This is a genomic window from Novipirellula caenicola (genome assembly GCF_039545035.1).
GTDB classification, from domain to species: domain Bacteria; phylum Planctomycetota; class Planctomycetia; order Pirellulales; family Pirellulaceae; genus Novipirellula; species Novipirellula caenicola.
Genome location: NZ_BAABRO010000014.1, coordinates 25625 through 40407, shown reverse-complemented (window position 1 = coordinate 40407; position 14783 = coordinate 25625). Strand labels below are relative to the sequence as shown.

The window sequence follows — 14783 nt, the reverse complement described above, 5'->3', positions numbered from 1 at the left end:
CGCAGCGCTGCTCCGAAACTCTTGGCGAGTTTCGCTACGAGATCGTTCGCAGCGCTGGCCTGAACGGCAAATCAAGCGTAGCGGAAGTCGTCAAGACTTTCGTTCCGCCACCTATCGCTGCTTCGAAACTCTTGACGAGTTTCGCTACGAGATCGTTCGCAGCGCCGGCCTGAACGGCTTACTTCAATCGTACGCGACACACTTTGTCGTCGGCGGTGATGTACAGCGTCTTTTCGTCGTCGCTGAGCGTGCAATTGCTAACGCGGCCTTCGGTGATGATTCGACCGATCAATTTGCCGTCCGGCTGAATCACGTAGATCGCCCCTGGACCGCTGCCGTAAATTGTTCCGTCTTTGGCAACGTCCAATCCATCGGGAAGCCCCGGGTACTCAGCCATAAACCGTTTTGCATCCAACAAGACTTTGCCTTCGCCAAGGCTCTTGTCGTCGTTAATCGGAAACGCCATCCATACCGGAGCCGCAGGATCACTCTGAGCGACGTAAAGCGTTTTTTGATCCGGTGAGAGTCCGATCCCATTGGGACGAGCCAGCTGCTTGGTTAGCAGATTCAACTTGCCATCGGGATCCAGCCGATAGATCCCACAAAAATCGAGCTCGCGACGGGGATCCGATGCTCGTTCGGGAAGTCCATACGGTGGGTCGGTAAAGTACAGCACGCCGCCGTCACCGAACACCAAATCATTCGGGCTGTTCAAACGTCGACCTTCAAAACGATCGGCTAGCGTGATCTTGCCACCACCTCGCGTCAGCAAAGACACCCGGCGATCCCCGTGCTCGCAAGCGACCAGACGACCCTCGGAATCCAATGCCAATCCATTGCTGCCGGGTTCAAGCCCGTAGTAGCTAATCCCGGTATAGCCGCTTGGCTGCATGTACAATTCGATACCTCGCGACGCTGTCCAGCGGAAGATCGAGTTGCGTGGGATATCCGAGAACAACAAATACCCTTCGGCCGCATCGCTGACCCAAACCGGGCCCTCGCACCAAGTGAATCCGCTGGCCAATACCTCGATCTTCGTATCCTCGGAAATCCGAGCATCAAGAGCGGGATCGAGTCGCTCGATTCGCCCCAATGTGGTTGGCGTTTGAGCGCACGCGGTCGCCGCACATAGCATCAGCGGAGCGAGCAGGGTGGACAGAGCAACGAAAGAGAAATTTCGCATGATGAAGCGTAGGTCTATCGGTGGTGGCAAGCGGGTGGGATGCAGGCGAACAATCAGGGAGGGCGGCAAAAATCCGGACCGCTAATCGGGTGCGGAAACCGTGTGCAATTGTACTCAAAAAGTTTCTCGGTTGCCCTAAAACCCGGTATTTCTTGCTGGGAATCCCCTTCATGCGACCGGCCCGATCGTGTCGCGACGTTTAGGGGGGCCGCAACCGAAAATGCCGATCCTAACGATCACGCGAACACGGCGATCGCGATCTCACCAGGCAGATGACAAGTCCGATCGATGCCGCCCGCAGAACATCACCGACATGTAACGAAACGGTGGGCACTTTTCGCTACGATGGGAAGAGATTGAGGTGAGGACCGGTGAAACTCTCGGAGAGTTTCGCGATGATCGGCCCCCGTTTCGCAACCGAAAACCGAGACGTAGCCTTGACGATCTGGCCCATCCTTACGCTGGCGATCACCGCACTGTGCATACTGATTGGTCTCGGTTTCATCCGCACGTTCTACGTCGTTCAGTGGCTCTCGCCGACCGAGCACGCGGCCTCCAATCGACCTCGCATCGATGTGATTGTTCCGGCGCGTAATGAACAAGATGATATCGGTGACGCGATTCGCAGCATCCTGGCGCAACAGGACGTCGATGCTCAAATCACCGTGATCAATGATCATTCGACGGACCAAACCGGCGCGATCGCGGATTCGATTGCTGAAAACGATCCGCGAGTCCGTGTGCTTCACGATCCTCCGCTAGCAGACGGTTGGTTTGGCAAAGCCAACGCGATGCAACACGCGTATCGATCGACAAATCGGCACTACGTTGTTTTCGCAGATGCGGATGTGATCCATTCACCTCGCTGTTTCATCACCGCACTGCAGCACATGCAGGCAAAACCTTGCGACTTTCTCAGCTTGTTCCCCAACGTGCAACTGGTTTCATTCTGGGAAAATGCCATCGTGCCGCACCTGATGGTGTTCGGTCTTGTCACCTTTTTGAATTCGAAACTTGACGATCCCGATTCGCCTCATGCGGTAGCCGCGGGCGCATTTATGCTGACCCACCGCGACGTATTGGACACCATCGGCGGATTGTCGAGTGTTCGAAACGAAGCTCTCGATGACGTGATGTTGGCTCGAAATGTCAAAGCCCAAGGATTCAAGACGTGCATCGCGTTGGCGCCACAATTGCTGAGCGTCCGGCTCTTTAAAAACAACCGAGACGCATTTTGGGGATTCAGCAAAAACATCCTGGGCGCGGTTTCGCATATCGCGTTCGCATTCCCAGCGATGTTGGTGCCGATTGTCGTCTACTGGATCCCAATCACTGTGTTATTGATCGGTCTCTATCGGCACAACCCGATCTGGATCGCATCGGGGCTTAGTGCATACGTCGCGCAAGCTGCGATCCTGGTGTTGGCAAGTCGACTTGCTCAGATGCATCCGATCAAAGCACTCGCCTTTCCGTTGTCTGCGATCCCGATCGGCTGCTGTTTCGCGCGCGCGATCTATCACCATGTCGTTAGCGACGGGGTCGTGTGGCGAGGCCGTGTGATCCGTCGAGGCACCGAATGATCGATCCACGATCGTTCAATATCACTTGGGGAAACCCGGCAATTCAAACTTCTTTTCGGTGTTGGCGGTGTGTTCGCCGTAATGACGCTGCATTTGTTTCAGCAATGCACGCAGCGTCGGCCAACGGCTTCCAGGCGCCTTCGTATCAAGTTCCACTCCGTCAAGCAGGTAGGCGAAGCGGCGAGTGAAGTCGCTGACTCGTTGCATTTGCCGAGCCTCTTCGGCCCCATCCCAATCCGGATGTGCGAACTCATAATCCGGTGGCATTTGTTTGGGATTCAAGTCGAGCGTCGGAATCGCTGGATCGATTGCATGGTAGATCTGGGAAAAGAACAACAATTGACGTCCCATCATGTGCTCTGCATTCCAACGTGGCGTATGAGTTCCATTTTCGGGGCGAAAGTTCGTTTGTTCAACGGACAGCTTGGCAAAGACCTTTTGCGATTCGCGACAAGCTTGCTCCATCTTCGCAAACTCTTCGGCCAACGGTTGCGGCATGGTCCAAGCAGTATCACGTAGCAGCACGATCTGCGACTGCGTGGCTTTGTTGCCCGAGTGCGATACGGCAAACGTGTTGTGCGTTTGGCGAATGACCTTCGCTTTGAATTGCTCCGATTCAACCAGTGTTCTCACGGTTTCGTTCGCCGAATCGATTCCCAGCGGAATCACAAAACGCGGCCGCCATTGAGCCGCCCATTTTGCGATCGACTTATCGGTCGGCGTTGATCCGTCGCCGCTCGCCACCACAAGGACATCCACCCCATCAGGCACGTCGATGTCGCGGTCAGTCGTGCTGGGATGGACCACCACGACTACAATGCCGTCCACGGTGATGGTGACCACGCCGTTGCCCACCGACCGAACGCGAACTTGGTTCGCATCCTTGGTTGTGGCATCGGCAATTGGCAACCAAGAAGAATCCGAGGCGTTAGGCTCGCGAAACAATACATGATCCACGCGGTCGGACGTCGAGATCGTTTGATCCACGCCCCCCGGCAACTCCCCCACCGCCGCGTCCGGCGTCTTGATTGCCAACTGCAATCCCCAGTGAGTTTCCAGCGAAACCATGTCGCCGGACCATTTGCGAACCGCGACCGGATCGCCCTGGGCTGCTTCGCCGGATCGGCAACACATCAGAATCAGGAGGGCACAAATTAAATAACGCGGCATCACGATTTCTCTTACGGGTTTTTTAGGGGATGGTGAGTTCCGCTGGCCGTCCGCCTCGGAAACTCGCAGCTCAACGGGGCGGACCATTCGGCGAGATGAACATCCAATGTAAGTTGGGGCCCCCGTCTCGTCACGACCTGCGAGCCAATTGGATTTCATCGAACTTTTATGTTGGGTGACTCAGAAACTCAAATTGGAGTGTCTGAACGTTGGGGGGGACGCCAACGATGACCACTTCTTCTGACTCTGAAAATTCTTTCAAACCGATTAAAAACCCGGAATCGAACCATGCTCAAAATGCCGACCTTTTCTCTGCTCACTCTCGCTTTGACATTCACGCCGTGTTTCGCAGACGATCCACAGCCCAAAACGCTGCAACAAGAATTAAGCGACATCGCATCGACCACGGCAACACGGTTCAGCCCCGAGTTGGCAGCAAAATTTCGCGGCGGCGTTGCTGAGGTTAAGGCGAGCGGAATTGAAAAATCAGCCAAACAGGTCGGCGATGCCGCGGTCGATGGCAAGTTGACCGGATGGGACGGGAAATCGGTCCAATTGAGCGAACTGTGGAGCGAAGGCCCCGTGGTATTGATGTGGTACCGCGGCGGATGGTGCCCCTACTGCAACGCGCAGTTGCGGGCCATGCAGAAACAACTCTCCACGCTCGAGGGTGCCGGGGCGCGTCTGGTCATTTTGACCCCTGAACTGCCCGAGAAAGCAAAGCAGACGGCGGCGGCAAACAACTTGAACATGGTAGCGCTACACGACAAAGACAATCAGCTCGCCCGGCAATATGGAATTGTATTTTCGCTTCCGCAAACGATCGCGCCGATGTTCAAGGACAAATTGGCAGATTTCAATGGCAACAACGCCGCCGAGCTTCCTTTGTCCGCTACGTATGTGATCGACGCCAATGGCAAAATTACTTACGCCTACCTTAACGCAGACTACACAAAACGGCCCGAACCGGCTGATGTGATCGCCGCGGTGGAAAGCCTATAGGCTTCCCCAACCCATTTCGGGGCGAATTCTGGGTATCCTATGCGAGCTAGAGCACGTGTGCCGGATTGAATCCATGCGGACAAGACACCGTGCTGTTACCATGACACGCTCGCTCGCAACATTAGCCCAATGAATCTAGTAAACGCCCCTTCGACGCGTCGTGCTTTTGTCCTCAATGGAACGTTGGTCTTGGCCGCCACGTCCGCAGCGTCATTGCCGCTGTATGCGGCCAGCGCGGAGGATGATTTGTATGTCGGCTTGGTCACCGACCTTCACTACGCGGATAAACCTGCGGGCGGCAGTCGTCACTACCGCGAAACGTTGAGGAAACTCGAAGAAGCGGCATTGCAATTCGAACGTCAGCAACCTGCGTTCGTAGTCGAGCTAGGCGATCTGATCGATGCCGCAGATTCCGTCGACACCGAAAAGAAGTATCTACGTGCGATCAACCAACCATTCTCAGCAATCTGTGATTCGCGTCACTACGTGTTGGGAAATCACTGTGTCGACACGCTGAAAAAAGAAGAGTTCTTGGAGGGCGTCGGCCAAGAAAAATCATACTATTCGTTTGATCATGGTGACTACCATTTTGTCATCCTTGATTCCTGTTTTCGCAGCGATGGCGTCGCGTATGAACGCAAGAATTTTAAGTGGACCGACGCCAATATTCCGGCGGCCGAATTAGAGTGGCTCGCAGCCGATCTGGCGGCAACCAAGAAACATGTCGTCGTGTTCGCACACCAGCGACTCGACGTCAACAATCATCATGGCGTGCGAAATAACGCCCAGGTTCGTAAGGTGCTCGAGACGAGCGGGAATGTCAAAGCAGTATTCCAAGGCCATAGCCACCAAAATGACCTGAACGAGATCAACGGAATCCACTACTGCACGTTGGTGGCGATGGTCGAAGGATCCGGCGCCGAGAACAACGGATACTCGCTACTCCGCTTGGCGACCGATGGAACCATCCGGTTAACCGGATTTCGAAACCAGCTGGACCGTGACTTTCGCTAAGCGAAGTGAACCTCCATTCTTCGTTCGTCCCCCGAACTTGATCGTCCACCCAATTCACAGCCACGCTTTGCCGTAATAAGTATGCCGCTATAAGACGGATACGAATTCGACGCGTAAGAAACCACGCACGGCAAGTCGAATAAGGCGTTCGATCGATACTTCGCTTAGCACGACTTGCGATGCAAGCAGCAATCGGCCATTTTCCAATTGAATTGGGTCAGCCAGCACCATTCCGGGTTGCAATTGCGACAGCGACAGATGTCTCGGTCCCGTCTGAGGTTCCGGCAATGAAGCTGCTGCAGCCTCGTCAGCCAACGACTTCGTCGGTGGTTGCTTCTTGCTCGCCGCGATCGCTTGCACGGCCGTTTGCTGCATCGCCAACTGCATTGCCACCACCTTTGACAATTTGATGTGCGTCTTTGTATACGACTCGATCGACTTGCTGCTAAAAAACAAGAACCCGAGAGGCTTGTTTTTCGCGATCACAGGGCACGTCAGCGACGACTGCATTCCCTCTCGAATCATCAACCGTGTCGATCGAGAATTTGGACGTCGTTCTAAATAGTCATTCAAATTGTTCAGCACTCGCGGTTGCTGCATTTTCAGCACCACCGACAACGATGAATCGGCAATCGCGGCTGCGTAACCAAGTCGCAGATGCGTAGGTTCGTTCGAGCGGAGCCATCGCGATGTGGCATATTCCGCAATCTCGTCGATTTCGGCATATCCAATTCGATCGTACGGGATCAGCCCCTGAAAGGATTCAAACACGAAATTAAGCGATTCATCCAGCGTCGCACCGTTAACGATTCTGCTGGAGAGTCCGAATACACAATCAAGTGTCGATGTTTCGACAACGCTAATTCCCATTTCTAGCATCCTCGTTTAGTTAGCAGCTCGGGAGTAAGCCGCAGCGTAGTCCACGTAACATGGTGCCCTTAAAAGTTACGTCGCAATTAGACACCCCCCCGTGGGAATCGTTAAATTTCCGCGAACTGTTTCCAGCAGAACCGTGATCACGCTCGGTTTGGGTTGGTCGCGGGCGGCACCGTTCACGTCGCCGCGATGGATCGGGTACGATGGCGTCAAATGTCGCTCGAAAACACGGCGAAAACGCAGCGAAAACGGCGACGGATGACGTTCAAAAAATGAGCTGGATCCAACCTGGCTTTAAAAGTTCTGCAGAAGCTGTTACACGCTTACCCAAAGGAGCCCCTGAGATGAACAAAGAAGCATCCAGTGATCACCCTATTCATGAATTGATCCGCAAACGATGGAGCCCGTATGGATTCGACGAACGCTCGGTTTCCAAACAGGACATTGACGCGTTAATGGAGGCGGCGCGTTGGGCTCCGTCCTCGTACAACGAACAACCCTGGTCCTTTATCGTGGCGACACGCGACGATGGCGAGCGGTTCGATCAACTGCTGTCTTGCTTGGTCGACGCCAACCAAGCCTGGGCCAAGGCGGCCCCGGTACTGGTATTGTGTTGCACCCGTTTGAAGTTCTCGCGAAACGGTAAACCCAACGCAGCGGCAACCCACGATTTAGGACTCGCCGCTGGCAATATTTGCTTTGAAGCGACCGCCCGCGGATTATCCGTCCACCAAATGATCGGCATCCACTCAGACAAAGCACGTGAAGTGTTCGAGGTTCCCGAGGATATCCAACCGTTGACCGCGATGGCGATCGGATACGCGGCCGATCCCGAGTCGCTTCCAGAGGAGTTGAAGCAGCGAGACCAGGCAACACGACAGCGAAAACCGCTCTCGGAATTTGTCTTTTCAGGCAAATGGGGCCATCCGGCCAACTAGACAACATGGCCGCAACTAGGGCGACGTTGTCTTGAGTTCTAAGGACACTTTCTTGATATCCCGTTGGATGAGCGACGCCTCACGGGCGTCGACGGCAGGAACGATCCCCAATGTGTTCCCAAACCACGCCTTCGCCCGTACCGTCGCCGCGAAAGTGTAGGATCGGATTGACCTGTTTTCGGTTCAAACACTTGATCGTATCGCTTAACCGGCGTTTGGAATCCTGTTCCGCATGAGGCGGCAACGGATCGTCGATCCGTGCGGGCCAGTGCTCTTCCTGGAACGCACTCAGAATCGCTTCTTGGTTGTGGGCAGTCCACCTAAATTCTTTGACCGCTACCCCATTGAATCGCAACTGCCGCCGCTGGGGATCCCACTGCGGAAGCAGAATTGTTTTTGCCATTGGCTCGTTCGTCGCAGCGGTCGGCGGCGGTGCGACATCGCCTCCTTGCTCGGCCTCTGCCGGTGTGATCCGGTTGCCGTTTACTGCACTGGTTACCACACCATGGTGGATCGCACCATGATTGATCGAGACCGCGCAATAACTTCGGGCAAATTCAATCCCCAATTTTGTCAGCACAAAGCAGGTGCGATCGGGAAACGTTAAATCGCCCGTGGGCCGGAACGCGCGACCGTCATCGCGCTCGAGTGTCACTTCGCGTTGATGTTCGACGTAGTGGCACCGCACCAGCCAGCGAAAGTCATTGAAGGTCAGCCCGTAGGATGTTAAACGATCCAGTTCAACTGCGAATTCCCAGTAATCGCCGCTCGTCTGCTCGGCATACTCAACCGCTTCGAGCAAAGATGTCAGACCTGGACGAAATCGCTCAGGCAGTGACACGTCGCGAGAATGATGATTAGTGAACACGATGCCAACTCCAACGTAGTCCCCTGATTCTTTCCCGTCGGAAGGCTGGCGATTCACACCGCTGCAAGCGAAGCCCCCCGAACAGAACGAGCCTAACACCCCTCCAGTGCGCCGACAACAGTCTATTGTTCCAGATTTCGGGTTTCGCCATCATGTGCAACGACAAGTAACGGAAACCGTAGAGCGTTTGGCTGCGACAGCGATTTGGAAACAACGACGACAAAAGCCTGCGAAAACGACTTCGCGTTTGGTAAGTGCAGCAATGCCAAACGGGTTCCGACGCCAACTCATGCGCAAGAAATGCGCAACTCCGGTGTGTTGCACCTGTAACACTCATCATTCGTCCACCTGTACACTTTTCAGGCGGCAGCAACCGAGCACCTTACGTTCCGGATTCCTGCAGCCCCAGCGCAATGGAACTGGTCAACGGCCTGTTGTTTTTGTGAGCCGCGACGCGTCAGCGGCCGGGTACCATACGCTACCAAGTGCCTTACGGCCATTGTCATCGACTTTCGCACCAAACGTGTGGTGTTTGTAGCGTTGCGTTTTTCGTGAGCCGCTCGCAACTCCCTACCTCGCCCCTCAAACCTGCACGCCCCAAACGCGCCATGCAATGCCGCCGACGCGAATCCGTCGCTTAGAAATGCAGAGGCAATCTGGAGCGGATTTTCATGGGCTTAGTTTGAATTAAGCTGCCGAAATACTGCCAGAGTAGCCCTCTGCCCCACTTGCGTGATTGCGTTGGTGTGTCGGGTTGCTAAAGTGAGACTCCCTACCGCAGACCCGATATCCGAGTCTGACCATGCCTCTTGATCGACCGAGAGGCATTTCTATCCCCTCCCATTTCACTGGAATTCGCTTATGTACGCCGTTTTGTCTCGTTTCATGCTTTTCCTGACTGTGCTTTCGACGCTCTCATTCGGCACAAACGCGATGGCCGAAGACGCCGCCTGGACATCTCTGTTTGACGGAAAAACGCTCGACGGATGGCAGAAGGTTGGCAAGGAGAACAGTGTTTGGGAAGTCAAAGACGGCGCCATCCAAGGGTCCGGTTCGCAATCGATGCTGGTCACCACCACTGGCCCTTACAAAAACTTTCGCTACCGCGCCGAAGTCAAAATCAACGATGGCGGAAACTCGGGAATGTATTTCCGCACCACCGAGAAACCAGGATTTTCGGATGGCTACGAAGCTCAAATCGACAGCACTCATACCGACCCGATTCGTACTGGATCACTCTATGGAATGTGCCATGTCTACAAGCAACACGTCAAACCCGACACCTGGTTTACCTACGAAATCGAAGTGCGTGACGACGTATGGCGCGGTCGCGAAATGACGCGGATCAAAATTACGGTCGATGGAAACGAATTGTACGAATACCTCGACTTTGACAAGACGTTCAAAGAAGGTCACTTCGCGTTTCAACAACACGATCCCGGAAGCAAAGTCAGTATCCGTAAGGTCGAAGTGCAACCGTTGCCATAACCGCATTACTGGCGTGCAAACCAACGAGCGGCCGCGAAGCCATCGCGACCGCTCAATGGGTTGTCTTGGAAACAGTCCAGAGTATCACTCCGCAAATCGGATTGCCGCCGCACCGCCTGGTGGGCCCGGGCAACAAAATCCGAACTTGAAACAGCGTAAACTTTAACGTCTTCCTACCAATGGCCATGCGAATGTCGACTCTACGATCTTGGTTGCTTCTGTTGTTGGTTTCGCTCGCACCGTTCGCGGTGGCGGACGAGCCTGTCAAGCTACGGGTCCTCAGCTACAACATTCACCATGGCGAAGGAATCGACGGACAATTGGATTTGCAGCGGATTGCGGCGGTGATTAACTCGGTAAAACCCGACCTGGTTGCGCTGCAAGAAGTCGACCAGAACGTTGGCCGGTCGCAGTCGGTGGACCAGCCTGCCGAGTTGGCTCGACTGACCGACATGAACGTGGTATTTGGAGCCAACATTCCGCTGCAAGGAGGCCATTACGGGAACGCGATATTATCACGTTATCCGGTCCGCGCGCACACCAATCGCATGCTTCCCAATCTTGCCGACGGCGAACAACGCGGCTACATCGAAGCGACGATTCAAATCCCTGGCGTTGCCGAACCGCTGCTGCTGATGGCAACTCATCTGGATCATCGCCGCGATGAACGCGAGCGACTTGAATCCGCCGATGCAATCAACGCGAGCGTAAAGAAAGCGAAGCAACCGATTGCATTATTGGCGGGTGATATGAATGCGACCCCAGACAGCGAAACCATGAAACGGCTTGGTGCCATGTGGACATCGGTGACCGACGCCCCGATACCAACGATCCCGGTGACCGAGCCCAAGCGGCAAATCGACTTCATCCTCTATCGCCCTCAAAATCGCTGGAATGTCGTCGAAGTCAACGTACTCGACGAAGCAGTCGCTTCGGATCACCGAGCGATCTTTGCCGTGCTCCAGCTGCAGCCAATGCATACCCCTTAGCGATTTCGCGACGCCATCACCGCTGTTGAGTCCGCCGCCCTGGGCGAACGCGGTGAAGCAGTTAAAGTCGGCAGTTTCACCTCGTCATGGGGACCGTCGCCGCGCATTCACATTTTGAAGTTGCGCTATCGTCGATTTTCCCGGGGAATCACAACCCGACGCGTCAGTTTTGAAGTTGCGCGTTTTTCGTTCTTCGGGCCAAAGGCCCGGCCATTTGCTAGCCGCCCTCATTAGGTCCCAACAAACGGCCGGACCGTTGGCCCTACAATTCATTGGTTTTCTTGGTCCCAGCCCGTTGGGCTGGGCTGGGTAAACGTCCGGGGCTTTGCCCCTAAATAAAAACACGCAACTTCAAAACAAACACGAGGCCCCCTTTCTGGCGCAAGCTGCCACTAAGAAATGCGTCACGACGGGGCTTTGGCCTCAGGTGCAGTTGGCAGAATTGTCGCTTTCGATAGCCACAGTCGATGCGTTCACGCCCCACCGTATTCGACATTGCCGCCCCCCCATCCAGCGTCTTGCGACTCGCCTCTCGTGCAGACCAGCGATCGCAAAAGTCTATACAGTGTCCCCAGCAAAGAGGCGAGGCCTGTCCCCCCGGCAGGGATTCGCATTGGAGAAAGTAGGCGGCACCCCCGCAAATTCTCATTTACGGTTGCCTTGTTTGTCGTTAGACTGGCTTTAACGGAGCGACGCCCCTTCTTTAGGGGTGTCCCCTTTTCCCGCCTTTATCCCCCCTCCCTTTCCTTTTTAGGAGAATTGCGTTGCACGCTAGACTTCAGCGGCGAAATGCCGCATTTACTCTGGTTGAGCTGCTCGTTGTGATTGCCATCATTGGCGTATTGGTTGGCCTTTTGCTGCCCGCCGTTCAAGCCGCTCGGGAAGCAGCCCGTCGTATGAGCTGCAGTAACAACTTCAAGCAAATCGGCTTGGGGATCCACAACTATCACTCTGCCTACAACCAGTTACCAGTGTTAGGCACTGGGACTTATGTTGTGGGCGGACGTGACCTGTGGGATCAACCCTCGCCCACAACCCCCTCGGCAACGGGCTGCTCAAACCACCGACTGTCGATGCTGGTCGGCATTGTGCCGTTCATTGAACAACAAGCCTTGTGGGAGCAGATCAGCAATCCGCTCGCGATCAATTCGAACGGAACTCCAAAATCGCCACCATGGCAAGCAATGGGACCGCGTCCCGATGAGCGAAACTACCTGCCCTACGTGACCGAATTGGCGACGCTTCGCTGTCCGAGTGACCCCGGAACGGGATTGCCATCGTTGGGACGCACCAACTATGTGGCGTGCACCGGAGATTCGTCGTATCGATCGCGTGATCCGTATTTGAATGTCAACGAGCAATCCGAGGATTCGAGTGTAACCCTTCCCTACACACCTAGCACGGGTTCGGCACAACATTCCAACGCGGCCCACCGCGGGATTTTCGTTCTTACCAAGAACATGAAATTCCGTGACACGCTGGACGGGTTGGCTAACACCATCATGTGCGGCGAAATTGCAACCGATCTAGGCGACAAAGATGCTCGCACCTCGTTGCCAACCAGCGGTGGCGTCGGGGTGACGGGGGAACGTAAGGATTGCCATCTAAATCCATCGTTCATGAAGGCATCGCTTGATCCAGAGCGTCCACAGTTTTGGATCGCCAGCATCGGTGTCAATTCCAACTGGGGACGTGGATACCATTGGTACGACGCCATGCCGGTCTACGGACAAATGCACACCATTTTGCCACCCAACTCGGCGGTCTGTACCGACGCCGGCCCCGGAGCGGGTCACGGCGATTTGGTCGCCACCGCTTCGAGTCGCCACCAAGGCGGTGCTCACGTTTTGATGGGTGACGGAGCGGTCAAGTTCATCACCGATTCGATCGAAGCAGGGAATTCACAGAACCCCGTTGTTTATCTTGGCGGTAGCGCTGCAACCAAGAACCAAACGGGTGCTCAAAGTCCGTTCGGACTCTGGGGTGCACTGGGCACACGCGCTTCGAAGGAAGTGATCAGCAGCGAATTCTAAAATGCGGTCGTGCTGCAGACTTGAAAATTGATTCGCACTCTGCGTGCGAATCGTCGCAAAAAAAACAACCTCGGGCTTTTTCAAGCTCCGAGGTTGTTTCGTTGTAATCGTTCAAGGTTCGATAGGGTTACTTTTCGACTCCCTCGTAACCGTTCAACATCTTCTCGTTCTCAGCGGCCTGCGCGTCATACGCGTCAATCGCTGCTTGATCTGCATCTTCTAAGATGTTGGTGGAATCCGACGACGAGCATCCGGTGATTGCGAGTGCTGCAACGAGAATCGCAAATGAAAAAATTCGACTCATCATAAACCTTTAGGTGGGAAAGAAATGGGGGGCCAGCCATACATTTTGGCTTCTCTCTGATTTTACTTCATGTTCATTCTTTTGACGAGCTGAGTTGTTATTGTTTTCTTGTTGCAACTCCATGCACGCGTCGACAATGACCGCGATCGTCAATCGATCGTTCGTTGAAAATTTACGGTAATCGTAGCGTGATCTTCCAGACGACGACAGTGAGCTCACGTCGCGAGGAACATGCGACCGACTGGCATCGTTTCCGTTTTTGGCAATGCAATCGCGGTCGAGCTGTGCGATCAAGCGATCGTCTCACGCGTTGCTACTGATCACCAATCGCGAGGGAGAATTGGGCACGTCCACCATTTGGTTATTGCTGAACCCAGCCGCCGTAAGCATTTGCTTGTATTCAGCAAACGTGTAGGCATCACCTTGATCGGTACTCATTAGCATCGTCAGCGCGAACGTTGCGGCGGTCGGCGGAGAAACGCGATCTTCGTTCGGGATGAAATCGAGCAAGATGACAGCCCCCTGCGGCTTCAGTGCGAACCGCACTTTTTTGAGCAGGGTGTTGCAGGTATCGACGCCAAAGTGGTGCAAGAAATTGGTCAGCAAGATGAAGTCATAGTCGCTTCCGAAATCAACAGACATCGCATCGCCGGGCAGCAGCGTGTATCGATCCTGGACGCCGGCAATGTCGGCATTTTGCTCGGCGACCGCTAGAACTCGTTGATAGTCTTGAGCGACAATTTCGGCGTCCGGCATTTGTTCGGCGATCGTGATCCCGAACATCCCATGCCCCGCAGCGACATCCAACACCCGCAAGCGGCTGCCGGCGTGTTTCTCGGCGACGAGATTCGCGATGAAGTCTGCGGCGGGCTTCATCATTGGCGCCATCGTCTTGGCGAATTCGACCCACAGCGAAAAATCGACGTGGGTGCTGCCACCGCCGGGCAGCAAGGTGCCGCCGTGACGAACCGCTCCCGTGACGTCGCGGTAGGTATCCATGATCTCATCCGCGGCCACAAACCCAGCGACGCTGCCCATGTAATGGGGCGAGTTCTGATCCAAGAACACCGCGGCGGTGGGTGTCAATGAATACGCCGCGTGGGCTTTCTCGAGAAAACCAATCACCGTCAAATAGTCACACAGAATCCGCATTCCTCGCACGCTGGTGCCGCACGCCGTTGCGAGCGAGTTTGCATCTAGCGGTCCTGCACCAAGCGCCGTGAACACTTTCAATTCGATGGCTGCCTTGAGGGCTCCCGTTCGCTGAAACGCGTTCAATGTCTCAAAGATGATGACGGGATTGGGTTCGTTCATCGCGACTCCAAAAAGATCAAATGA

13 protein-coding genes are annotated in these 14783 nt (G+C 54.8%); 7 read left to right on the top strand and 6 right to left on the bottom strand.

Features of this window, described 5'->3' with window-relative positions; all coding sequences use genetic code 11:
• Window positions 1-178 precede the first annotated feature (178 nt).
• The gene (locus ABEA92_RS22870; protein WP_345686564.1) at window positions 179-1183 is read right to left on the bottom strand and encodes an SMP-30/gluconolactonase/LRE family protein; all 1005 of its coding nucleotides are present in this window, start codon (window positions 1181-1183) and stop codon (window positions 179-181) included.
• Window positions 1184-1578: 395 nt separating this feature from the next.
• Between ABEA92_RS22870 and ABEA92_RS22865 the strand changes: the two genes are divergently transcribed.
• Window positions 1579-2763 carry a glycosyltransferase family 2 protein gene (locus tag ABEA92_RS22865; RefSeq protein WP_345686562.1) on the top strand — a complete coding sequence of 395 codons (1185 nt, stop codon included), beginning with the start codon at window positions 1579-1581 and terminating at the stop codon, window positions 2761-2763.
• A gap of 21 nt (window positions 2764-2784) precedes the next feature.
• Here the strand turns inward: ABEA92_RS22865 and ABEA92_RS22860 are convergent, their stop codons facing one another.
• Window positions 2785-3933 carry a DinB family protein gene (locus ABEA92_RS22860; RefSeq protein WP_345686560.1) on the bottom strand — a complete coding sequence of 383 codons (1149 nt, stop codon included), beginning with the start codon at window positions 3931-3933 and terminating at the stop codon, window positions 2785-2787.
• 288 nt (window positions 3934-4221) lie between these two features.
• On the opposite strand from ABEA92_RS22860, the gene ABEA92_RS22855 reads away from it, so the two are divergent.
• Complete coding sequence (locus ABEA92_RS22855; protein ID WP_345686559.1) at window positions 4222-4935, top strand: peroxiredoxin-like family protein; 714 nt, start codon at window positions 4222-4224, stop codon at window positions 4933-4935.
• 129 nt (window positions 4936-5064) lie between these two features.
• The gene (locus tag ABEA92_RS22850) at window positions 5065-5949 is read left to right on the top strand and encodes a metallophosphoesterase family protein (protein ID WP_345686558.1); all 885 of its coding nucleotides are present in this window, start codon (window positions 5065-5067) and stop codon (window positions 5947-5949) included.
• Window positions 5950-6036: 87 nt separating this feature from the next.
• Here ABEA92_RS22850 and ABEA92_RS22845 read toward each other — a convergent pair whose 3' ends face one another.
• Window positions 6037-6819 carry a GAF domain-containing protein gene (locus tag ABEA92_RS22845; protein ID WP_345686557.1) on the bottom strand — a complete coding sequence of 261 codons (783 nt, stop codon included), beginning with the start codon at window positions 6817-6819 and terminating at the stop codon, window positions 6037-6039.
• Window positions 6820-7169: 350 nt separating this feature from the next.
• On the opposite strand from ABEA92_RS22845, the gene ABEA92_RS22840 reads away from it, so the two are divergent.
• On the top strand, window positions 7170-7763 hold the full coding sequence (locus ABEA92_RS22840; protein ID WP_345686555.1) for a nitroreductase family protein: 594 nt from the start codon (window positions 7170-7172) through the stop codon (window positions 7761-7763).
• 79 nt (window positions 7764-7842) lie between these two features.
• On the opposite strand, the gene ABEA92_RS22835 is transcribed toward ABEA92_RS22840, so the two are convergent.
• Entirely contained in the window at window positions 7843-8631 is a 789-nt protein-coding gene (locus ABEA92_RS22835; protein WP_345686553.1) for a hypothetical protein, read from the bottom strand.
• Window positions 8632-9516: 885 nt separating this feature from the next.
• Here ABEA92_RS22835 and ABEA92_RS22830 point away from each other — a divergent pair.
• The 3 genes from ABEA92_RS22830 (at window position 9517) to ABEA92_RS22820 (ending at window position 13141) form a co-directional block, all read left to right on the top strand.
• On the top strand, window positions 9517-10119 hold the full coding sequence (locus ABEA92_RS22830) for a 3-keto-disaccharide hydrolase (RefSeq protein WP_345686551.1): 603 nt from the start codon (window positions 9517-9519) through the stop codon (window positions 10117-10119).
• A 191-nt stretch (window positions 10120-10310) separates the two neighbouring features.
• On the top strand, window positions 10311-11108 hold the full coding sequence (locus ABEA92_RS22825; RefSeq protein ID WP_345686549.1) for an endonuclease/exonuclease/phosphatase family protein: 798 nt from the start codon (window positions 10311-10313) through the stop codon (window positions 11106-11108).
• A gap of 764 nt (window positions 11109-11872) precedes the next feature.
• Window positions 11873-13141: a DUF1559 family PulG-like putative transporter gene (locus ABEA92_RS22820; protein WP_425572482.1), complete on the top strand. Its 1269-nt coding sequence runs from the start codon at window positions 11873-11875 to the stop codon at window positions 13139-13141.
• A 127-nt stretch (window positions 13142-13268) separates the two neighbouring features.
• Here ABEA92_RS22820 and ABEA92_RS22815 read toward each other — a convergent pair whose 3' ends face one another.
• A complete protein-coding gene (locus ABEA92_RS22815) occupies window positions 13269-13448 on the bottom strand; it encodes a hypothetical protein (RefSeq protein WP_345686547.1) in 180 nt (59 codons plus the stop codon).
• Between the two features lie 300 nt (window positions 13449-13748).
• On the bottom strand, window positions 13749-14759 hold the full coding sequence (locus ABEA92_RS22810) for a methyltransferase (RefSeq protein WP_345686545.1): 1011 nt from the start codon (window positions 14757-14759) through the stop codon (window positions 13749-13751).
• Window positions 14760-14783 lie beyond the last annotated feature (24 nt).